Here is a 21825-nt window from a genome sequence, read left to right as displayed (position 1 = left end):
TGTTGATCCTTAGGAGTAAAAGCTCGGAGTGGGCGGCTTGGCATTCAACACCCATTCGCCAAGATCGCGCAGCTTATAATCGACCGGGTCGTGCAGCGAATGGGTGCGCAGATTGCGCCAATAGCGGTCGAAGCCGGCTTTGGCGCTGGTAGCCCGTGCGCCGGTGACTTCGAACAAGCGCTGCGTCACGTCCAACCCGGCGCGGGTGGCCAGGACTTTGGCCGTCGCGCTGGCGATCGCCACGCTGCCGCGCTCCGCCTCGGTGAGCGCATTTTCCTGGCGCCAGGCAGCATCCAGTAAACTGGCGGCATAATCGGTCGCCAGCGCGGCGGCGTTCAGATCGACCCAAAACTCGCCGTACTTTTTGAGCACATAAGGATCGCGGGTCGCGCTTTCCACCCCGGACAAAAACCAGGCCCGCGACTGGCTGCGGGTATAGCCGATCGCTTCCGCCAAAGCGCCTTCCCCGATCCCCAGGTAAATATTGATTAGCACCAGCTGCGCAATCAACGGACGCAAGGTGGCAAACACGCTGCCCAAGGGTCCGGGCTGACTCAAGATTTCCTGGTCATAGATGCGCACCCGATCAAAATCCACCGTGCCGCTGTCGGTCTGTCGTTGCCCCATATTGTCCCAATCCGAATGAATCCGGATGCCCGGGCGATCGCTAGGAATCGCGGCGATGACCAATTTGCCGCCCGCCTCGGTCAAGGCCGATACGATCAAATGATCGGAATCGCTGGCGCCGGAGCAAAAGCTTTTGGTGCCGTGCACCAGCCAGTCCTGGCCGTCGGCACTGATCTTGGCGCGGGTGTCCAGAGGGTTCAGGGTGTTGCCCCAAAACCAGCTGTTTTTAACCGTTTCGCGGTAATAATGCGGCCATTGGTCGCCGAACAGCCGCAGCGTCGCCAGCAGCAAATGCTGGAAACCGAACAGATGCCCGAGCGAACTGTCGGCCCGGGAAATAATGCGCACGATCTGCAAGGTATCGTGCCAATCCAGGCCGTGCCCGCCGTATTCGCCCGGGATGATCAGGTTTAATAGGCCGCTTTGACGCAGGCTGTCGCGCTCGTTTTTAGCGGTGCCGCCGCGCTGATCGCGTTCCACGGCGGTGGCGGCAAACTCCGCCGCCAATTGTTCGGCCTTGTCGAACAACGCCTGAGTCTTTGCCTGCGCCTGCTTGGGAGGATTCGCCTTGCTCATCAGGCGGCCACTTGGTCGGCTTGCCGCGCTTCCAGTTCGCGGACCAAAGGCAAAACCCGCTGCCCGAAATAGTCGACTTCTTCCTGGAAATGCAAAAAGCCGGTCAGGATCAAGTCGACGCCGACTGCTTTCAACGCGACAATACGTTCGGCGATTTGCTCGGGCGTGCCGATCAGATTGGTCTTGAAGCCGTCGTTATATTGCACCAAGTCCTCGAATGTGGACTTGGCCCAGTTGCCCTCGCCTTCCGGGGACGCTTTTCCCGCCTGCTTGGCTTCATGTCCGAATGCATTGACCGCTTCCGTGTCGGCTTTTTCAATGATTTCATTCAGCACCGCCTGGGCTTCCGCCTCGGTGTCCCGGGCGATCACGAAGGCATTGACGCCGATCTTGACCGCATGGCCTTCCTTGGCCGCCTTGGCGCGAATATCGTCGACCTGCGCCTTGATGCCCTCCAGCGTATTGCCGTTGGTGAAATACCAATCCGAAACCCGGGCCGCCATATCGCGCGCCGCCCTGGAACTGCCGCCCTGAAAGATCTCCGGATGCGGTTGTTGCAGGGGTTTCGGCTTCAGGGTGAAATGGTGGAAACGGTAGAAATCGCCGAAAAAGCTGAAATCGTCCTGCGTCCAAATGCCTTTCAGCGCGCGGATGAATTCTTCCGAACGGCGGTAACGTTCGTCATGCTCCAGCCACGGCTCGCCGATCGCGGTAAATTCGGTTTTGAACCAGCCGCTGACGATATTGACGGCGATACGGCCGGCCGTCAGATGGTCGATCGTCGCAATCTGCTTGGCGACGACCGCCGGATGCCAGGGCCCCGGCAAGATGGCCGCGATCACCCGCAGTTTCTGGGTGGCCGCCAACAGGGCATGAGTGAAAGAGACCGACTCGTGCTGATACTCCGCACCATAACCCGCGGTGAAACGGATCTGCGTGAGGGCGTAGTCGAAGCCGCTACGCTCGGCGATTTGCGCGAGCTTGCGGTTATAGTCGATATCCCAGCTGGTGCGTTGCTCGATTTTACTGACCAGCAGGCCGCCGCTGACATTGGGCACCCAGTAGGCGAATTTGATCGGGTTGTCGCTGTGATGTGATGGGCTCATGTGGATTTCCTCACGCGGCGTCGCTGGCCAGGGCGTTCAGCGGCGCGCCATTGAGTATGACCGTACCGGCCACCTCGACCGGCCGGGTCAGGGTATCGAGCACGGGGCAGTGCGCTTCCACAGCCGCCACCAGCTGGCTGATCGTTTCCGGGTCCGCAGGACTCTTCAATGTGGTTTCGAAGCTGATTTTCTGGAAACCGGAGGGCACCTCTTGCAAGCCGAAGAGCCCGTTGAGATCCAGGTAGCCCTTGGCGCTCACCTCGACGGCCTCCAACGGGATGCCCAACACGGCGGCGTAGGCCGCATAGACGATTTCCTGGCAGGTGCCGAGCGCGGCCAGGATCAGCTCGACCGGGTTTGCCCCCGCGTCTCCCCCACCCAGCTCGGGGGGTTCGTCAATGATCAGCGGCGGAAAATCCCGCACTTCGGCGGCGCAGCGCACGCCATCGAGCAGGCGGGTCTGCGCCTTGAAGACCAGGCGGGCGCCCGCCGGATTTTGTTGCAGGGCGGCAATGGTGTTCTCTAATGTGGCTTTCAAATCATTCTGTGACATGTGAATCTCCGAAATATTGAGCTGGGGCTGTCGATTGAGAAGGCTGGCTTCGCGCCTATTCCTTCCCATCGCGGCATGGCAAAGGTTGATAAATCGAAACGCTCTTGCAGGCTTTACTCGCCGCCTGCCTCGAACAGCTCCAGCGGCAATCCCACCAGCGCCTTGCCGATCCATTCGCGGGCGATGTTGTTCGACGGCCCCATGCCGATGCCGGCGCGGGCATCACGGAAGATGCGTTCGATCGGGCCTTTCTTGTAACCGTAACCGCCGCTGACATCCAGGGCGTTGCGTGCCGAGATATTGGCGACTTCCGCCGCATGCACCTTGAATTCGGTCAACGGCAGCAGGATTTGCCCTTGCGGCTGACCGGCGGCCTGCAATTGGTCCAATTGCCGCGCCAGATCGTGCTGCCAGGGGCGCAGGCTTTCGACCAACACCTTGGACTCGCCCAATTGCTGACGCAGCACTTGGTAGTCGGACAGTTTGCGGTTGAAATCGCGGTGAATCGTGCCGGTCAGATGGTCTGAAGCTTTTTCCAATGCCGCCCTGGCCACACCGTGCCAGACAGAGCCCAGACCGACCAGATAGACCGGTGATACGCCGTGGTAAACGATGTCTTTGCCCTGGCCTTCGTCCCCCAGGCGATCGATGCTTTTTACATTCACATTCTTATAGGTGATCGGCCCGCTGTGGTTGCCGCGCACCCCGAGCGCTTCCCAGGTGCCGTGCGTGATGCCGTCCAGTTTGGAATCGACGATGAAGAAGCTGATATCGGTAGGGCCTTTGGCGCCCGGCGAACGGGTTTGAAAAATATAGTAATCCGCTTGTCCGGCACTGGTGGTAAATGACTTTTCCGCATTGAGCAGATAGTTATCGTCGTTGCCACGGGTGGCTTCGCTGAAGTTAAACCACCAGTGTCCGCCCGAGGCTTTTTCGCTGGTCGAATAGGTGCCGATCAAACCGTCGCGGGCAGGCTTCAACCAACGTTCTTTTTGGTCGTGGTTGCCGAATAAGTTGATGGTCTGCGCCGCACCGGTGTGCATCACATAGACCAGGCCGGTCGAAGCGCAGGCGCGGCCGATTTCTTCCGCCACGATCGAAAAGGCGACATGATCCAGACCCAGGCCGCCGTATTCCTTCGGAATCAGCACGCCATTCCAACCCGCCCGGCCCAAGGCCTCAAGATTCTCCCGCGGGAAAACGCCCTGATCGGTTTGTTCGGCATTAGGCCGGATGACTTCGTCAACCAAGGTGCGAATTTCGGAACGGATTTTTTCGTAATCGTGTACAGACATGATGCTCTCCTTAAGCTACTTCACATAATTGGGTTTGATCCGCGCGGATAAGCGCCGCGACAACGGCCTGGCGCGCTGCCGCATGGATGCGTTCATTGACGATGGCATCGCTAAAGCGTGATCCGTCATAGTTCTGTTCGGTGGCGTAGATGCCGGAAGGCACGGTTTGCGCACCGAAGAAGCCGAACAGCGGCCGCAGTTGATGTTCGATAATCAGGGCATGCTTTTCCCCACCGCCGGTGGCGCCGAGAATCACCGGCACTTCGTTCAGCGCCTTCACATCCAGAAAATCAAACACATGCTTGAATAGGCCGGTATAGGAACCTTTGTAAACCGGTGTGACCGCGACCAGGATGTCGGCCGACCCGATAGAATCCAGCACGGCTTTGCCACTATCGCTCAGCTCGCCCGGATGACGGGCTGGACCGAACACCGGGCCCAGATCAGCCAAGCTGTGAGTTATGACTTCAATACAAGCTTGCGGGTAAGCTTGCTGCTTGATGGCTTCCACGATTTGCTCGGCCAATGCGAGCGTCTTGGACGGCAGCCCTAGATTGCCCGAAACAACCACGACTTTTAATGTACTCATGTTGATTGCCTTTGTACGGTTGAAAAATCCCAATGCCTGCAAAGCATCGGTACTGTACTTAAGCTTTAGCACCGATTATGCCAACCCGTAACCTATTGTTTTTTAAATGATTGACGAGAGACTTATCGATTTGAATGCCGATTTTGCAGCAGCGAATCACAACGATTGCCGCTGTAGCGGCAATCGTTGTGGGACATGCAACCGGCAAACCCAGCGTTAAGGCTGTGCAAGATCATTTGGCACAATACCTGCTGCTTCTGTGGCTTGAACACCAGCCGAAGCGAAGATCGCTTCAACACATTAGCCAAAGCCGAGAACTGACAAGATGTCCAGACCGATAATTGATATGCGCAGCCGACCTGCGTTTCTGCATGATTTTTATGGCGCGACGCCGGCAACCTCCGAATACGAAACCGCCAAATGGCTTAATCGCCGCTTGGGCTCTAAACAGGACGATCACTTTGTCCGCTCGCATACTCTGGATGGGTTTATCGAGGAAATTCGCGAGGTGGGAATCCGCCATGCGGTCGTCGTGGGCCGCGACACGCCCGCCATCACAATCTCCAACGAGACCATTCGGGACATTACCGCGCCGCACCCGGAACTGATCGGCATCGCCTCGGTAAACCCGCAGGCGCTGGATAGCCGTGCCATCGCCGAAGAAATTGAAAAGGCCGTGAACACACTGGGTTTGAAGGGAGTTAACATAGAACCCGGATTCGGCGCGCCGCCCATTCAGGCCGATGACCCGTTGCTCTACCCGATTTACGACGCCTGCGAGCAACTGGATGTACCGGTGTTTTTAATGTCAGGTCCGACCACGCCGAACCTGGAATATGCCAATCCGGTCGCCGTCGGCAAGGTGGCCAGGGCTTTTTCAGGTTTGTCTATTGTCTGCTACCACGGTTTTTATCCGTATGTGAACGAAATGATCGGCGTCGCGTTTCGCTATGAAAACGTTTACGTCGTCCCGGACATGTATATTTTTCTGCCGGGCGGAAGCCTGTATGTGGAAGCGGCCAACGGTTTTATGAAGGAGCAATTGCTGTTTGGCAGCTCGTATCCGTTCCGGGCGATGGGGCAAACGCTCGATGACTTTATACGGCTCGGTTTACACGAGGAGGTGCTGGATCGGGTGTTGTATCAAAACGCGAAGCGTTTATTGCGGATTTGACCGATAGGCCGGATTTGCCGAATAATACCAGCGCGGATTATTCGGCATCTTTCCGTTAAAATTTGAAATTCGCGCCCGCCCCCAACGCCCATTCGCTGGCATTCACATGGTAATCGCCCAACGCCAGCGTGCTGCGGTCTGCGGTGCCTTCAAAGGCATAGGCCGCAAACGAATCCAGTCTGAACTTGGGTGTAAAGGCGTACCCCACACCGGCGGTGACGGTATGCTCCCAAACGACCGGGCCTAAAGTCGTTTGTACGACTTTAATCAAATCATTGCTGTTAAGCACACCGGGAACACTGGTGTCCAGAGGCAGCGTCCCTACGCCTGTAAAGCCGCCCACCGTGCCGTTCGGTTCGTCGCGCAGCAACTTTGAGGCATAACTGTAACCTGAGCGGAATTGCCAGTTGCCGAGGCTATATTGGCCGCCCAACATGGCCAGGAATTGATCCTTGTAGACATCTTTATACAAAGACGATTTGGACCAGTTTTTCCAGGCGACGTCCGCCTCCAATAACAAGTTGGGCGTCGCATTGACCGCGATACCCCAGGTGACCTCCAGCGGCTGCTCGAGCTTGACGTCCTGGTATGCCTGGCTGCCGCCCACGGTGGTCGACAAGACGTTTTGATAGTGGTATTGCAGAGGGGTCTTGATCGAGGCGCCCAGCTTCACATCCTGCGTGAGCTGATAGGTTGCGCCCAAGGCGCCGCGAATCGAAATATCATGTACGCTGGACGTCGTCCCACCAAAATCGCCCGACAAGCCCGCGAGCCCTGTCGTATTCCCGACCGTCCCGAATTGGCCCAAACCGAATCCCACCGTTAATGCAGCCCCTAACGACAGATCCGGCGTCACCTCATAAGCCGCCCCCACGTTGGCGCTAAACGACAGTAACTCTACGTCCAAAGGCACGGTCGCCGCGCCACCGAGTCCGGCGCCACCCAATCCGAGTCCGGCCCCGGCATTGATCGGATGGGTGCGATAATCCGCGCCCAAGCCGGAATCCACCCCGACGCCGGCACCCACGACAAAGCCGGGCAAGACTTCTCCACTGAGGGCCACATCCGGCGCGATGTAATTCTGCGCCAGACTGTGGGAACGGTTGGTGAAGCCGTTGTTGCTTTGATAATTGTCCACATCCGGCTCGAGGATGGCGGCGCCTAAGCCAAAATTGAAGCCTTTAAACTGAGTCAGAGTGGCCGGATTGCCAAACAACGCCGCGGAAACTTCTTGCGGCTTGGTATAAGCCGCGCCGGCCATACCGCCGGCAATGGGTTTTGCAGACAAATTCAGGTCAGTGCCGGTATTCAGCGCCAATACGCGAGGCGATGCCGCGCTGGCTAGCGCCAATAACATCACCTGATTAAACCGCCATAGATTGATGCGTCTGTCATTTCCGAGAGGAATCGATGCTGTGTTCATTGTTAAACTCCAATAAAATATTTTCAGGTATCGGCCACGTCCGTTTAGCTTGTCCGAATAGGGTTCATAAAGGACAAACACGTTCTGCCTGAAAGCCTCTATTGCTAGCTTTGTGCCAAACATAACTCATTGTTTATAAATCACTATTTATAACATCTCGATTATTAATGCCGCGCCAGCAGCAATGCTGTAGAAAAATTGCCGCTCTTGGCGCAACGCGCCATCCCCTGTCGCGCGGATTCTCTGCTGATGCTAGAGAGCAAACAGAGTTGGCGTCAGCGATTGCCTGACAATTCCTTGGGTATCCGTTTTCCTTCAATAGCAAGAGGGCCCTTGCCCGGATCAATCGTCAGCAAAGCTACCCCCAAACCGGTAAAAAAGAGTAAAATACGGGGTTTTAAACCGCATTCGGCTTTTGCCCCGCGAGTATCCCATGCATACAAAATACAAAACCGACGACCTGAGAATTTGTGAGACGAAGGAAGTCATCGCGCCCTATCAGGTGCATGATGAAATGCCGATTACCGACGAAGCGGCCGAAACCACCGCGAAAGCGCGTCAGGAAATTCATCACATTCTGACCGGCGAAGACGATCGGTTGCTGGTGATAGTCGGCCCCTGTTCGATTCATGACCCTGCCGCGGCGATCGATTATGCCAAGCGCTTGAAGGCGGTCAAGGACGAACTGGCGGAAGATTTGCAGCTCGTGATGCGGGTCTATTTCGAGAAGCCGCGTACGACGGTCGGCTGGAAAGGTCTGATCAACGATCCGGATATCGACTCCAGCTTCAACATCAACAAAGGCCTGCGCATTGCGCGCCGTTTGCTGCTCGATGTCGCGAATCTCGGCATGCCGGCCGCGACCGAATACCTCGATCTGATTTCGCCGCAATACATTTCCGACCTGATTGCCTGGGGCGCTATCGGCGCGCGTACGACCGAGAGCCAGGGCCACCGCGAGCTAGCCTCCGGCGTATCCTGCCCGATCGGTTTCAAGAATTCGACCGACGGCACGATCAAGATCGCGATCGATGCGATCGGCGCGGCGATGAGCCCGCATCACTTCCTGTCGATGACCAAGGGCGGGCATTCGGCGATTTTCTCGACCACCGGCAACGAAGATGTGCACATTATTTTGCGCGGCGGCAACAACCGGCCGAATTATGACGCGGTCAGCGTCGAACAGGTCGCCGAAGGCCTGGTCAACGCCAAGCTCAGACCGAACATCATGATCGATTTCAGCCATGCGAACAGCCTGAAGCAATGCCAGCGCCAGCTGATCGTCGGCGAGGATGTTGCCACTCAAATCGCCGGCGGCGATCACCGCATCATGGGCGTGATGGTCGAAAGCAATCTGGCCGCAGGCAAGCAGGACGTGGTGCCGGGCAAACCGTTGACCTATGGCCAAAGCATTACCGACGCTTGCCTCAGTTTCGAGGATACCGTGCCGCTGCTGCACAGCCTGGCGGAAGCCGTGCGCGAGCGCCGGTCGCTGGACAGCAAAGGAGCTTAACCGATGAATATTATTGTGAACGGCGCCGCGCGCGAGTGCGCGGAGCACAGCACCGTCGCCGCCTTGATTGCCGCGTTGGAATTGAACGGCAAGAAAATCGCGGTCGAATTGAACCAGGAAATTCTGCCTTATGATCAATATGGCGAACAGGCATTGAAAGACGGCGACCATATCGAGATCGTGCATGCGATCGGCGGCGGCCAGGACGACTCTTTTGTGATCGCCGGCAAATCCTACCGCTCGCGCCTGTTGGTCGGCACCGGCAAATACAAGGATCTCGAAGAAACCCGGCTCGCGACCGAAGCCTCGGGCGCCGAGATCGTGACCGTCGCGATCCGCCGCACCAACATCGGCCAGAATAAGGACGAGCCTAACCTGCTCGACGTGATCTCGCCGGACAAATACACGATCCTGCCGAACACCGCCGGCTGTTACACCGCCGAAGAAGCGGTCCGCACCTGCCGACTGGCCCGGGAGCTCTTGGGCGGCCATAAACTGGTCAAGCTGGAAGTATTGGCCGATCAGCTGACGCTGTTCCCCGATGTCGCGCAGACCTATATTGCCGCCGAACAACTGGTCAAGGAAGGTTTCGACGTGATGGTTTACACCAATGACGACCCGATCGCCGCGAAACGGCTCGAAGAGATCGGCTGCGTCGCGGTGATGCCTTTGGCCGCGCCGATCGGCTCGGGCCTCGGCATTCGGAACCCCTATAACATCCTGACCATCGTCGAAAACGCGAAGGTGCCGATTCTGGTCGATGCGGGCGTCGGCACCGCCTCGGATGCGGCGATGGCGATGGAACTCGGCTGCGACGGCGTGTTGATGAATACCGCGATTGCGGCCGCGAAAAATCCGGTGCTGATGGCGTCCGCGATGAAAAAAGGCATCGAGGCCGGGCGCGAAGCCTTCTTGGCCGGACGCATGCCGAGAAAACGTTTTGCTTCCGCGTCCTCGCCGATCGACGGCTTATTTTTTTAAGTCAAAAATGGTACGCGCAGCGTACCTTACAATTCTTGTCTATGCTTACCACCGAAGTTTCATTTCCCCGCAAAATCCAAAGCTTCATTCGCCGCCAGGGACGTCTGACCTCCGGTCAGCAACATGCTTTGGACAACCACTGGAATGTTTACGGGCTCGATCCGAGCATCGATTATGATTTTAGCGAGATTTTCGGGCGCAACGCGCCGCTCTGCGTCGAAATCGGTTTCGGCAATGGCGAAAGCCTCGCGCAGATGGCGGCGGCGAATCCGGCCATCGATTATATCGGCATCGAAGTCCACAGGCCCGGCGTCGGTCATTTGCTGATGCTAGCGGCAGAGCAAAATCTGACCAACGTCAGGATCTATTGCCATGATGCGATCGAGATTCTCGAAAAGCGGCTGCCGGACGACGGTGTCAGCGGAGTGCATTTATTTTTTCCGGATCCATGGCCGAAGAAAAAACATCACAAAAGACGTATCGTGCAGCCCGGCTTTACCGAGTTGTTAAGCAGAAAACTCAAGCTGGGAGGCTATTTTCATGCCGCCAGCGATTGGCAGCACTACGCGAAGCATATGTTGGCGGTGCTATCGCAAGAACAACGGCTCGCAAACGCCAGCACTTCCGCGGACTATTGCCCGCGGCCGGACTACCGGCCGCTAACTAAATTCGAGCAGCGCGGCATCAGGCTCGGACATGGCGTGTGGGATTTGATTTTCAGGAAAATCTGAGCGAGCGCTTCGGAAATCACCTCTTCGACAGACTCCGCCCAACGCCGAAGGTCGGGCAAAGCCGCTGTCAACCGGGCAGCAGGTCACTTGTTGTCAAACTGTAAGCCTTCCATCCGCATCAGCTTGATCATCATCGCCAGTTCCTCTCGCTGCTTTCTGATCTGTTTCAATTGCTCTTCAAGAGAAGCAATGCTTTCGATGATGTTGCCTTTAGACTCGTTGATCTTTCTGAGCATGAGCAGACGTCCGTCGATCTGTTTTTTATAATCCTTGATTTGATGCATCAACGGCGTCATCACGTTACTGCTCCAGGTCGCCGCATCGTCATGCGCCTGCTTCAAAATGTGCCGCGCTTTCGCGATCAATGTGCCATAGAGCTTGTTAATCACGATGCTTTGCTCGGTCATCGTCGTTTTTGCGCTGGAGCGAAAAGCCTCGCCCTCGGCAAACACCTGCTCCAATTCGAATTGATAAGTCGAAATCGAAAAGAGTTGCGGCTCTATCTCGACAAAGCCGTATTCGTCTTTGAATTTTTTGTGGATCGCTTTGACCAGACGGCGGGTTTCATTGGTCAAATCGACCGAATCCTGCAATAGATCGCGTAACTCGTCAAACAATTTGCGCATGTTTTGTTTCATGCTGTAAGTCGTCAGGCTTTTCGACATTTCATCGCGGGTTCTATTCACGATTTCGTCAACCCGTTCCTTCCCGAACGAATCGGCCAGCATTCTGGCCTGCGTCAGAAATACCTGGCGGCTGGCCTGGAAATTCTCGACCGTCGCCATATATTGATTCTGCTTGTCGCGCATTTCGGCCATTAATTTTCCGGTCATATCCTTGTTTTCGAAATCGATCTTTTTGATTTCCTCGAGTTGCGAAATCGCATTGCTGTATGACGAATCGGTCAGGCTCAACGATTCATTGACCATGAAGCCTATGTCGCGAATGATCGCATTCATCAAGATCGTCCGGCGTTCCTTCAAAATATCGTTGGCCAGATAATTTTCCAACATCGCTAACCGGCTTCTCGCGAGCAAATCCGTATCGCCTTTGACCTTGGCCAGCAACGCCTGCTTCGCCGACACAGGGAAAATGGCTTTTTCATTGATTTTCAATGTTTCGGCCGAGGCCCTGGTCTGCGATTGAATCGCGTTATCATAGCCTTTTTCACCGGCCAGATCGTCCCACATCGCATCGATTTTGTTCATCACGACCGCGACGCTTTGCTTGCTGCCGCTGCTGACCTTGAATACGTGATTGCGCCACATTTCCAAATCGCTTTTGGTTACGCCGGTATCGGCAGCGAGCAAAAAGACAATCGCCTGCGCGCTCGGCAACATGCTCAAGGTCAATTCCGGCTCGGTGCCGAGCGCGTTCAGGCCAGGCGTGTCAAGAATGGCCAACCCTTCCTTCAATAAAGAATGCGGAAAGCTGATCAGCGCATGCCGCCAGCATGGAATTTCGACTTTATCGGGATTGGCATTGCCTTGTTCCGCGGCTTCTCGCTTATTCCATAAGCCCAACTTTTCGGCAAGGTCGCGCTCGACCGGTTTTTTCGACATCAACTCCATGAACGCTTCCTGCATTTGCGACGGCGAATTGCAATCCAGCGGAATATGTTTCCAGCGATTGGGCTGTTGTTTCAGTTCGACCAGCGACACATCTTCCAGGCGCGATTCGATATTCAACAAGCGGATATAGCTGCCGCCCTGCTCGTCCCAAAACAATTCGGTCGGCGACATCGTGGTGCGGCCCGGCGACGAAGGCAATAATCTAAGACCGGTTTCGGCAAAGAACAGCGCATTGATCAGCTCGGTTTTACCGCGCGAAAATTCAGCCGCAAAAGCGAGCGTAATACGATCCGATTTGAGCCCGCTGAGAATATTCAAAATCGTATTGTCGCTTTGCGCATCCTGCAAACCATAGCGTTGACGCCACTGCCGATACATTTCAATCGTCTGTATCAGTTTTGCACGCCATTGCGAATATTCGCGCATTTGCTCTTTAAATTCCAGATTCCTCATGGCAAGCCTTTTGTTGCTAAATATGCGTCTGTTAAGAGTCGAATGTCTGGATCAACAAGATGTTGAAATTCAAACTGTTAAGAAAACAACTCGCGCGATCGGAAGCGCAAGCGCTTCCTCGGGAGAGTTTGCTTTAAAGTGTAGACCATATTTAATTTTGGCGTAGTGGAAAGCAACGTTTTTTGCCACCACCCGCAATTTTCGTTAGATCCCGTAGCGGTCTCGGTAGGCGGTAATTGCTTCCAGCACGCCAGGTCGTTCTTTGGCATTTTCGGTTAAATAGCCGATTATATTTGCCAACGTGATAATCGACACGACCGGCATGCCGTATTTTTCCTCGACTTCGCGAATTGCCGAACGTTCATCCAGGCCTTTTTCCTGCCGGTCCAGCGCGATCACGACACCGGCCGGCGTCGCGTTGGCGGCGCGAATGATCTCGACCGACTCTCTGACCGAGGTGCCGGCGGTAATCACGTCATCCAGGATCACGACATTGCCTTCCAGCGGCGCGCCGACCAGCATGCCGCCCTCGCCGTGATCCTTGCTTTCCTTGCGGTTGAACGCGAACGGAATGTCGCCGCCGGTCAATTCGGCATAGGCGATCGAGGTGGTGCTGACCAGTGGAATGCCCTTATAAGCAGGCCCATATAATATGTCCGTTTTGATGCCGGATTGGATCAGCGCCTGCGCATAGAAGCGGCCGAGCTTGCCCAGTTTCGCGCCGGTATTGAATAGGCCGGTGTTAAAGAAGTAAGGGCTGGTGCGGCCGGATTTCAATTGGAGTTCGCCGAATCTCAGGACGCCGCATTCGAGCGCATAGCGGATGAATTGTTGTTGATAGTCGCGCATAACAATGATAGCTCTAATGGAAGGTAAAAAAATCAGGTGATGAAGTTCTGCAATACCGTATCCAGAAAATCCCAGCCTTTTTCCGAACAAAAATACCGGTTATCCTGGCGGATCAGCAGGTTTTGCCGGCAATTGCCCGATAACCCGGGTTCCAGCGCGGCAGATACGAGGCCTGTCGTCTCCGTAAACGCATCCAGCGTAAAGCCTTGCTTCAGACGCAGACGATTCATCACAAACTCAAGCGGCAACTCCTGCCGATCAATCGCCTGCACGCCGCCCTGCCGATGCGTGTCAGCCAGATATTGCTCCGGGCCTCTCGGCTTGAAGGTCCGGACGATGTTTTCCGGCAGTGCCAGAGAAATTTTTCCGTGCGCGCCGGCGCCGATGCCCAAATAATCGCCGAATTGCCAATAATTCAGATTATGCCGGCATTGTCTTCCGGGCCGGCTGTAGGCCGAAATTTCATACTGCGCGTAGCCGTGCGCGGCCAATAGCGCCTGACAATCTTTTTGGGCCGCAAAAATCAGCTCGTCATTCGGCAGCTTCGGCGGAAATCTATGAAAATAAGTATTCGGCTCCAGCGTCAACTGATAAAACGAAATATGTGCCGGGGCCAGGCTAATCGCGGTCCGAATATCGTTGACGGCACTGTCTTTATTCGCCCCCGGCAAACCGAACATCAAATCCAGATTCAGATTGTCGAAGCCGGACTGCTGCGCGATGTCGACCGAACGTAAGGCCTCGTTCGACGAATGTACCCGGCCCAACGCCTGGAGAAACTTGTCGTCGAAACTTTGAATTCCAATCGACAGACGGTTGATGCCGAGCGCACGAAACTCGGCGAATTTCTGGCTTTCGAAAGTGCCGGGATTCGCTTCGAGCGTGATCTCGATCGCGTCGCTCAGTTGAAGCTGATTTGCAATGCCTTCCAGCAAACGGTCGAAAGCTTCCGGCGAAAACAGGCTCGGCGTGCCGCCGCCGATAAAAATGCTATGGATCGGCCGGGTAATACGATAGCGCCGGACATCCTCGGTCAGATCGCGCAGCAACGCATCGATATAAGCCGCCTCGGGCGCGCCATCCTTGACAGCGTGGGAATTAAAATCGCAATACGGACATTTTTTGATGCACCATGGAATGTGCACGTAAAGGCTGAGCGGGGGCAAGGGATTCGTAAAAACGCAATGAAAGGGACGGGCAGTTTACCACGTTCGCCATGAAGGCGGGTAACAGGTATGCACTGCCTACGACTCGGCGAATTGATCCCTACCCGGTTTCTAGGCGTGCGCCAACTGCTAACTAAAAACACTCGAAAAAACAGACATTTCATTGACATCTGAACCCTACCCCTTATAATTGCCGCCTGCTTTAAGGTTCCGTTGATCCCTTAGGATCAACGGTTAAACGGGAAGCCGGTGAGGAAACTCCAAGGCCGGCGCTGCCCCCGCAACGGTAAATAAGTTAAGCGTCATCAACAGCCACTGTGCACACGCATGGGAAGGCGATGATGCCGGCATCAGCCGCTTATGAGCCCGGAGACCGGCCTGAAAGTATCACTCGGAACAGCGGAGGGCTGTCCACGACAAGGTCACCGCGGTTCCTGCGTCTTCCTGTTTTTGTCCTCCGCTCTGTCACTTACCCCAAATGCGCGGGCGGCGCAGAGGATAAAATGCTCGATCCACGATTTTACTTCTTATTTTTCAGCCTTATGTTTTCGTCGCAATCGTTTGCTGAAGAAAACATAGACTCCAAAAGCGACGATCAAAAAGAAGTCAAACCATCCTATAAAATGCCTTCGGCGAAGGAAGCCGTTAAAAACTACAATGTAGATTCGCAGGATAAAGCATTGCTTTCTCCCGTCACCGTAACCGCTAACTCGTCTGTTGCGGATGAGTTATTGTCCCCTAAATCGGTGACCATCTATTCCAAAGAGAACATCAGGCAGAGTGGCGTCAGCAATCTGTTGGATTTCTTCAAATACAATACGGAAATCCAGACGGACCCCAGTTTCGGCAACGTCTTAACCCCAAGATTGTCGATGCGCGGATTCGGTAACGGCGACGGCTATCAAAATATCAACATCATTGTTGACGGCGTATCGTTGAATCAAATCGATATGGTTCCTCAGCAACTGGGTTCCGTGCCGATCGATTCGATTGAAAAAATCGAAGTGGTCAAAAGCAGCGGTTCGGTGCTTTACGGCGATTATTCGGGTGCTGGGACCATCATCATCCGTACCAATAACTCCTTCGACAGGAAGCCTCTGTACGGCTCGGCAAGATCCGGTTTCGGCACGTACAACACCAAGTTGGAACATATCAATTTAGGCTCTGTCACCGATTTTACGGGTTTTAAGGTGTTGGCCGACGGCAATTTTACTTATCTCGATGCGGAAGGCAAAAAGCAGGTCCTTGCGGACGGAAGCAAGGATACGACTGAAAATGTAAACGGCAAAGCAACATTGGGTTTGCAAAAGGACAATTTTGAAATCGTAACCTCTTTTATTAAGGACGACTCCAATGTTGTTTATACAGGCGCGATGACCCTGGACGCCTTCAATCAAAATCCCAATGCCGCAGTCATGAACGGCACACGAAATATTGTTCATAAGGAAGATTGGGTGACGGCATTAAAATACAAATTCAATGATCGTTTGAATGCGGCTTATACCTATGCAAATAAAACCAAGGATTTAAAGTATCCCGCTTATGACTATTTGCCGCATTACGAAGGGGAAGATCATCGTTTCACCTTGCAAAGTATCCAGGATGATTTTGTCGTTTTAGCCGGCTTCGATTTGAACAATAATCTGCGCGCGGAATCCGGCCAAGTGACGAAAAAAAACAATGTCGCCGGTTTCATTTCGGCCGACTATTTCGTGAACGATCGATTATCGTTGAATGCCGGTTTTCGGCAAGCTTTTATCACCTTCAAACATGACAATAACGGGTTGAATAACCCTTTATCGAAATCTGTGAATCCCACAAGCGTTAACGCCGCCATGAATTATTCGCTGGCTAAGAATGATGCCTTGTTTACCAGCTACGTTCATGCCTTTCAATCGCCCGATATCGACCGTTTTTTTTCCCCGGTGTTTGCCCCCGACTTTACGCTGATTGGAAAAACGTTTAACGGCTTCATCAATACGATGGAAATGGATACCTACTCGATAGGGTACAAACATCTGGAGGATGATCTCAAAGTGAAGGCGGAGTTTTATTATTCGGATTTAAACAATGAGATTTACTATAACAGTTCCAACTTCAGAAACACCAATTACGATTCGTCTTCCAAATATGGCGTAGAGCTTTCCGTCTATAAGGATTTCGATTTCTTCTATACCAGCGCTAACTATGTTTATACGGATACCCGGGCCAGGGTCGGCTCACAAATCTATCAAATCAGCGCCCAGCCGAAACACATCGTGCTGGCGACGCTCGGTAAACAATTCACCAGTTCGCTGTTACCGTTGCCCTACCATTTGATCAGCCTTTCCCATAAGTACCAATCGGAAAGTTATGCGGAGGGCGATTTCGACAACTCCCTGGGCAAACAGCAGTCCTACAACTCCACCAATTTCACTTATCAGTTGACCGATCGCCAACATTGGACAGTCGATTTTAGCATCCAAAATTTGTTTAATGGCGCGAATGGGCAATTTGTCGACTTCGGCACCAATCAGCCTGTTGTGTATCCTACCAATTACCAGCGAACCTTTCAGGGATCCGTCAGCTATCGTTTTTGAGCTTAAAATACGCTCAAGGCTCCAACAAAGACTCGATGCTAAGCGCCAAGCAGAATAATCTGCTGGATAAACAATACCAACTCGTGGATACTTACTTTACCTCGGACCGAAACTTCTTCGTATCGATCCATTATAATAACTAACCGCCGGTACGAACTGGCTTGTTAACCGCTTTACAGGAGAACTTCTGATGAACACGACACAATGTCTACAAACACGGTATTTCCCTATCGCGTTGATCGCGCTGATGGCGCTGACCCGCTTTCATCACTTCGGTGACGCTCTACATCTGCCCGATGCCTCGCTGGCGGTGTTTTTCTTTGCGGGCTTTTACCGTAGTCGGTACTTTCTTGCGTTTCTTTTGCTGCTGGCGGGAGTCATCGATTATGTCGCGATCACCGGCGGCACCAGTGCTTGGTGCGTGTCGCCCGCTTATATTTTTCTGCTTCCGACTTACGCGGTGATGTGGCTGACCGGACGTTATTGCAGCCGCTACGCGGTGTTCGATTTTATCGGACTGTCGTTGAATTTCGGCATGTTGATTTTGTCGACGACGGCAGCCTTCATCATCTCGAACGGCAGCTTTTATCTGTTTTCCGAACGCTTCGATTCGCTCTCGTGGAGCCAATATATTGCCGGCGGCATTCCATTTTATCCGCCCTATGTCGGATCAACTCTGCTTTATGCCGCGGTCGGCTTCGCATTGATCAAATTTTTGATCTTCATACCGGCATTGCAAGCCCGTCATAAAGCGATCTGATTCGGAGCAGACCAGGGGGCAGGGCGAGTCGGCGCATCCGCCCTGCCTTTTTATTTCATCTGTAGCTTCAATCCCGCGCTACAGAAGAACACCCGCTCGCAATGCGCCGCGATCAACTGCGCGGCCTTGCCGGACAAATCGACATACTGCCTGGCCAGCGGGTTGTCCGGAATGATGCCGAGACCGACTTCGTTCAGCACTAGCACCATATCGCAAGGCACTTGCATCGCCGCGTCCAGTTCAGCCAGGATGTCCGCAACCGAAACCCCGTGAAAGAGCCGATTGTTGAGCCACATCGAAATGCATTCGACCAACACGGGGCCGGGGCATTGTTGTAAAGCGGCCAGCAATTTGACCGGCTCCTCGATCGTGACAAACGTATCCTGCCTTCGCTCTCGATGTGCATCGATCCGCTCCCGCATGCCTTCATCGATAAACTCGGTCGTCGCCAGATAATAAGGTTTGCCGCCGACTGACTGCTCCAGAATATAAGCTTCTGCCAGACGCGATTTACCGCTTTTTATACCGCCGGTAAACATCGTCTTCATAACGCCGCCAAAATTTTTTCGATATCGACATGGGCAGCGACCATGTCGGCAAACCGCCGGATTTCCGCGTCGCGATATTCCGCATAGCAGTATCCCTGATAAGCCGGATGGATCGCCTGGAAATAGTCGGCGCGGAATGCATCGTGATCGAACACGCCGTGCACATGGGTGCCCGCGATGCGATCCTCCCGATAAGACAACGGATGGGCCAACAAGCGTCCACAGTGGATTTCATAACCTTCGACTGCCTCCTGGGCAAACAGCCGGTAGGCGCCGCGCGCGAGTATCTTCGGACGTTCATAGATCACCTCGTCGTCGATCAAGCCGAGCCCTTCCTCGGCACAGGCGACATCATGTTCGAGCGCATCGGGATCATGCAGCGTTTTACAGAGCATTTGATAGCCGCCGCAGAGCCCGAATATCGGCCCGGTAAATTTTCGTAGCTCCGCGAACAGACCATTCTGCTTCAGCCAATGCAAATCGCGGATCACGGTCTTGCTGCCCGGCAACAGCGCCATGTCGAAGGCGGCCAGCGGGCGGTAGTCGTAGAGCACTTCGACATCGAGCTCGGGATCGGCGATCAGTACGTCGAGATCGTTATAATTGCTGAGCCCCGGATAGGCGATCACCGCAATCCGGATTTTGGCCGCGCCGAGGCGCTGGCGGTAATTTTGCAGCGACTGCGAATCTTCCATGTCGATATTCAACGGCTGGAACGGCACGACGCCCAACACCGGCACGCCGAAGCGCTCGGCGATGATCTTCTCGCCCTTGATGAAAAAACGCCGGTCGCCGCGAAACTTATTCACGATCACGCCGATCAGATTCGCCCGCATAACCGGGTCCATCAATTCCAGCGTGCCGTAAATCGACGCGAACACGCCGCCGCGCTCGATATCGGCGACCAGGATGTTTTGCGTGGCGAAAGTCTTCGCGACAAAGGTATTCGATAAATCCTCGTCGAGCAGATTCAGTTCGACCGGCGACCCCGCACCTTCCGCAATCACCAGATCGAAGTCGTCTCTGAGGCCGGTAAACGCCTTTTCGACTTCGTTCCGCAAGGTGCCGATATGGCCGTAGTAATCGGCGATAGACTGATTTTGATGGACCTTGCCGTTCACGATCACCTGCACCGAACTGTTGCCGTGTGATTTCAACAATACCGGATTGAAGCGGCAGCTCGGCTCGACGCGCGCCGCTTCGGCCTGTAGGCATTGCGCCCGCGAAATCTCGCCGCCTTCGACAGTCACCGCCGAATTGTTCGAAACATTTTGTGCCTTGAACGGTGCGACCTTGATGCCGCGATCGGCAAAGATCCGGCACAACGCCATCACCAGCGTGGTTTTGCCGGCATCCGAACTGGTTCCGAAAACGGCTAACGGTTTCATCATCGGTTCAGATAATCTATATAGGTATAGTCGTTTTGATAGCGCAGCTTGTGCACCGAACCCGGATCGATGCGCAATTGAAACGCATTCGCCAGGGGCAGAGTCAGCACGCGCGCGAGCAATGCGCGGATCGCGCCGGCATGGGTCACGATAAGCACCTGTTCATGGGATTGCTGCAAGATGTCCCGCCAGAAATCGCCGAGGCGCTCGTAGAGATCGGTAAAGCTTTCGCCCTCCGGCGGCGCGATTTCGACAAAATTGGCGGTCCACTCTTTCAGCAGATCGGCTTCTATCTCGTTAAAACGCAACCCTTCCCAATCGCCGAAATTCAGCTCAAGCAGGCGCTCGTCCGCCGTCACGTTTGTTGACAACGTTTCGGCCAGTTGTAAACAACGCGTCAACGGACTGCTGAACACCCTGCAATCGGCAGGCAGTTCCGGCAGCTTTTGCCGCAGCGTCTGCAAATCATCCGCAAAGCTTTCGGCCAACGCCACATCGCTCTCCCCGTAACAAAGCCCCGCTTCGGTCCCGGTTCGGGTGTGGCGGATCAGATAGATGTCCATAGGGCGCAGACGCTCAGATAAAACACCGTTTCGGCGACCTGCTGGCAGGCACCGAGACAATCGCCGGTATAGCCGCCGATATGGCGGTCAAAATAACGGCCCAGCCAGAGACTGGCGAACACCACCGGGACGAGAGCAAACAGACATTTGCCCGGCAAGAAAATAAACGGCAGCAGCGCAATGCCGGCTGCAAAAAGGAGATCGGCAATCTGGGGCCTGAACATCGCGCCGCCGCTTTTGCTGTTCTCGGTCCGCGCATAAGGATAACGCCGCATCAACAGCAGCGGCATCAGCCGGCTGAAGCTATGTCCCGCCAACAACACCCAGGGCACCATCCGAGTTTGCAGCGAACCGAGCAAACTGACCTTCAACAGCAGCAACAGCATCAGCCCCAAGGCCCCATAAACGCCGATCGCCGAATCCTTCATGATCTCGAGGATGCGCTGTTTGCCGTAACCGCCGCCGAAACCATCGCAGACATCGGCGAAACCGTCCTCATGAAAGGCGCCGGTCATCCAAATGCCGATCGCCAATGCAATGATTATCGCCGCCGTTGGCGGCCAGAGTCCAGCGGCCAGATAAAATGCCGCCCCGGACACCATGCCGACGAGCCAGCCGATGGCCGGCAAATAGACTGCCGATCGGGGTAATTGTTGATAATCGAGATTTTTCGGGCACGGAAGACGAGTGTAAAAACCAAGCGCCAAGAAAAAAAGTTTGGGATGAAACATATCGGTATCATCCACAACAGCAGGTATGCATGTTTATTTGTGCCGTTTCCAACGTCCGGCTATAAAATCCAGCGCTTCCTTGATATTCAGGTCTCGGGTCGCACCGCCGGTGCGCACATAGAATTTTTGCGAATTACCCTGGTCGATGAATACCGGTCTGTTCGCCGGCGAAACGATCAACCGGCACACGTGCTTGTCGTCGATCACATGAAACAGAACGTGCACGAAGGAGCATAGATCGGCGCCCAGATTCGACGAAATGGAGGTCATCACCGCCTGTTCAAAGCCATCCTGATCAGGTTTTTTGAGCGTCTGATAATCCTTTTCGAGGCCGATGAGTTCGCCATTGTCCGCAACGCCGATCAGCAGCGTACCGCCCACGTGACTGTTCAGGAAACCCGCCAGCGTTTTCATGATGACGGCTTCCAGCGCGCGATTGATGCGCGACTCCGCCATGTCCCAGCGCAACGACGATTTGAACTCCAGATAAGGGCCTTCACCCTGGCGGATCATCGACGGCAAATCCTTGTCTAGTGTCTAATTGCATAAGTTAGAGATTGTATTTTTGATCTGGCTGCCAACGACTTCGCGTTTCTTCCAAACGAAAGGTTGCGCTCCCGTGTTGTAGGCAGCAATGTATTTCTCCACC

General features: G+C 54.5%; 20 protein-coding genes, 1 pseudogene and 1 riboswitch. Of the genes and pseudogenes, 6 read left to right on the top strand and 15 right to left on the bottom strand.

Features of this window, described 5'->3' with window-relative positions; all coding sequences use genetic code 11:
• Positions 1–9: 9 nt before the first annotated feature.
• The 5 genes from U2W12_RS12695 to U2W12_RS12675 form a co-directional block, all read right to left on the bottom strand.
• Positions 10–1203 (bottom strand): acyl-CoA dehydrogenase family protein, encoded by a 1194-nt coding sequence (locus U2W12_RS12695; protein ID WP_326501057.1) that lies wholly within the window; start codon positions 1201–1203, stop codon positions 10–12.
• On the bottom strand, positions 1203–2309 hold the full coding sequence (gene sfnG, locus U2W12_RS12690; RefSeq protein ID WP_024299003.1) for a dimethylsulfone monooxygenase SfnG: 1107 nt from the start codon (positions 2307–2309) through the stop codon (positions 1203–1205). The genes U2W12_RS12695 and sfnG overlap by 1 nt, the downstream gene beginning before the upstream one ends.
• 10 nt (positions 2310–2319) lie before the next feature.
• Positions 2320–2862, bottom strand: coding sequence for an OsmC family protein (locus tag U2W12_RS12685; RefSeq protein ID WP_024299004.1), 543 nt, complete (start codon positions 2860–2862; stop codon positions 2320–2322).
• 113 nt (positions 2863–2975) lie between these two features.
• Complete coding sequence (locus tag U2W12_RS12680) at positions 2976–4157, bottom strand: acyl-CoA dehydrogenase family protein (RefSeq protein WP_326501056.1); 1182 nt, start codon at positions 4155–4157, stop codon at positions 2976–2978.
• A gap of 10 nt (positions 4158–4167) precedes the next feature.
• Positions 4168–4746 carry an NAD(P)H-dependent oxidoreductase gene (locus tag U2W12_RS12675; protein WP_326501055.1) on the bottom strand — a complete coding sequence of 193 codons (579 nt, stop codon included), beginning with the start codon at positions 4744–4746 and terminating at the stop codon, positions 4168–4170.
• Between the two features lie 325 nt (positions 4747–5071).
• Here U2W12_RS12675 and U2W12_RS12670 point away from each other — a divergent pair, with 325 nt between their 5' ends.
• Positions 5072–5920, top strand: coding sequence for an amidohydrolase family protein (locus U2W12_RS12670; RefSeq protein ID WP_326501054.1), 849 nt, complete (start codon positions 5072–5074; stop codon positions 5918–5920).
• A gap of 55 nt (positions 5921–5975) precedes the next feature.
• Here U2W12_RS12670 and U2W12_RS12665 read toward each other — a convergent pair whose 3' ends face one another.
• Positions 5976–7343: an outer membrane protein transport protein gene (locus U2W12_RS12665; RefSeq protein WP_326501053.1), complete on the bottom strand. Its 1368-nt coding sequence runs from the start codon at positions 7341–7343 to the stop codon at positions 5976–5978.
• Positions 7344–7776: 433 nt separating this feature from the next.
• Here U2W12_RS12665 and U2W12_RS12660 point away from each other — a divergent pair, with 433 nt between their 5' ends.
• The 3 genes from U2W12_RS12660 to trmB are packed head-to-tail and all read left to right on the top strand — an operon-like array spanning position 7777 to position 10568.
• A complete protein-coding gene (locus U2W12_RS12660) occupies positions 7777–8856 on the top strand; it encodes a 3-deoxy-7-phosphoheptulonate synthase (protein WP_024299009.1) in 1080 nt (359 codons plus the stop codon).
• 3 nt (positions 8857–8859) lie between these two features.
• A complete protein-coding gene (gene thiS, locus U2W12_RS12655) occupies positions 8860–9837 on the top strand; it encodes a sulfur carrier protein ThiS (RefSeq protein WP_326501052.1) in 978 nt (325 codons plus the stop codon).
• Between the two features lie 41 nt (positions 9838–9878).
• Complete coding sequence (gene trmB, locus U2W12_RS12650) at positions 9879–10568, top strand: tRNA (guanosine(46)-N7)-methyltransferase TrmB (protein ID WP_326501051.1); 690 nt, start codon at positions 9879–9881, stop codon at positions 10566–10568.
• Positions 10569–10651: 83 nt separating this feature from the next.
• On the opposite strand, the gene U2W12_RS12645 is transcribed toward trmB, so the two are convergent.
• From U2W12_RS12645 to hemW, 3 genes are all read right to left on the bottom strand, one after another.
• On the bottom strand, positions 10652–12592 hold the full coding sequence (locus U2W12_RS12645) for a dynamin family protein (RefSeq protein WP_326501050.1): 1941 nt from the start codon (positions 12590–12592) through the stop codon (positions 10652–10654).
• Positions 12593–12796: 204 nt separating this feature from the next.
• Complete coding sequence (gene pyrE, locus U2W12_RS12640) at positions 12797–13441, bottom strand: orotate phosphoribosyltransferase (RefSeq protein WP_326501049.1); 645 nt, start codon at positions 13439–13441, stop codon at positions 12797–12799.
• Between the two features lie 32 nt (positions 13442–13473).
• The gene (gene hemW / locus U2W12_RS12635) at positions 13474–14607 is read right to left on the bottom strand and encodes a radical SAM family heme chaperone HemW (RefSeq protein ID WP_326501048.1); all 1134 of its coding nucleotides are present in this window, start codon (positions 14605–14607) and stop codon (positions 13474–13476) included.
• 188 nt (positions 14608–14795) lie between these two features.
• A riboswitch (cobalamin riboswitch) is annotated at positions 14796–15004 on the top strand.
• Between the two features lie 145 nt (positions 15005–15149).
• Between hemW and U2W12_RS12630 the strand changes: the two genes are divergently transcribed.
• Together U2W12_RS12630 and U2W12_RS12625 are read left to right on the top strand one after the other, a co-directional pair.
• Complete coding sequence (locus U2W12_RS12630; protein ID WP_326501047.1) at positions 15150–17186, top strand: TonB-dependent receptor; 2037 nt, start codon at positions 15150–15152, stop codon at positions 17184–17186.
• Between the two features lie 190 nt (positions 17187–17376).
• Positions 17377–17946, top strand: a complete 570-nt coding sequence (locus U2W12_RS12625) for a hypothetical protein (protein ID WP_326501046.1) — start codon at positions 17377–17379, stop codon at positions 17944–17946.
• 50 nt (positions 17947–17996) lie between these two features.
• Here U2W12_RS12625 and U2W12_RS12620 read toward each other — a convergent pair whose 3' ends face one another.
• From U2W12_RS12620 to U2W12_RS12595, 6 genes and pseudogenes are all read right to left on the bottom strand, one after another.
• Positions 17997–18494 carry a bifunctional adenosylcobinamide kinase/adenosylcobinamide-phosphate guanylyltransferase gene (locus tag U2W12_RS12620; RefSeq protein ID WP_326501045.1) on the bottom strand — a complete coding sequence of 166 codons (498 nt, stop codon included), beginning with the start codon at positions 18492–18494 and terminating at the stop codon, positions 17997–17999.
• Positions 18491–19882 (bottom strand): cobyric acid synthase, encoded by a 1392-nt coding sequence (locus U2W12_RS12615; protein WP_326501044.1) that lies wholly within the window; start codon positions 19880–19882, stop codon positions 18491–18493. The genes U2W12_RS12620 and U2W12_RS12615 overlap by 4 nt, the downstream gene beginning before the upstream one ends.
• Positions 19882–20445, bottom strand: a complete 564-nt coding sequence (gene cobC, locus U2W12_RS12610) for an alpha-ribazole phosphatase (protein ID WP_326501043.1) — start codon at positions 20443–20445, stop codon at positions 19882–19884. Before cobC ends, U2W12_RS12615 begins: the two co-directional genes overlap by 1 nt.
• Positions 20430–21176 carry an adenosylcobinamide-GDP ribazoletransferase gene (cobS, locus tag U2W12_RS12605; protein ID WP_326501042.1) on the bottom strand — a complete coding sequence of 249 codons (747 nt, stop codon included), beginning with the start codon at positions 21174–21176 and terminating at the stop codon, positions 20430–20432. The genes cobC and cobS overlap by 16 nt, the downstream gene beginning before the upstream one ends.
• A 33-nt stretch (positions 21177–21209) precedes the next feature.
• Positions 21210–21689, bottom strand: a complete 480-nt coding sequence (locus U2W12_RS12600) for an ATP-binding protein (RefSeq protein WP_326501066.1) — start codon at positions 21687–21689, stop codon at positions 21210–21212.
• 24 nt (positions 21690–21713) lie between these two features.
• Positions 21714–21825 (bottom strand): annotated as a pseudogene (locus U2W12_RS12595) (IS630 family transposase); the annotation flags it as partial.

Source organism: Methylomicrobium sp. Wu6 (assembly GCF_035916875.1).
Lineage (GTDB): Bacteria > Pseudomonadota > Gammaproteobacteria > Methylococcales > Methylomonadaceae > Methylomicrobium.
Note: the sequence above shows the minus strand (reverse complement) of the source record. Positions and strands in the feature narration are given on the sequence as shown.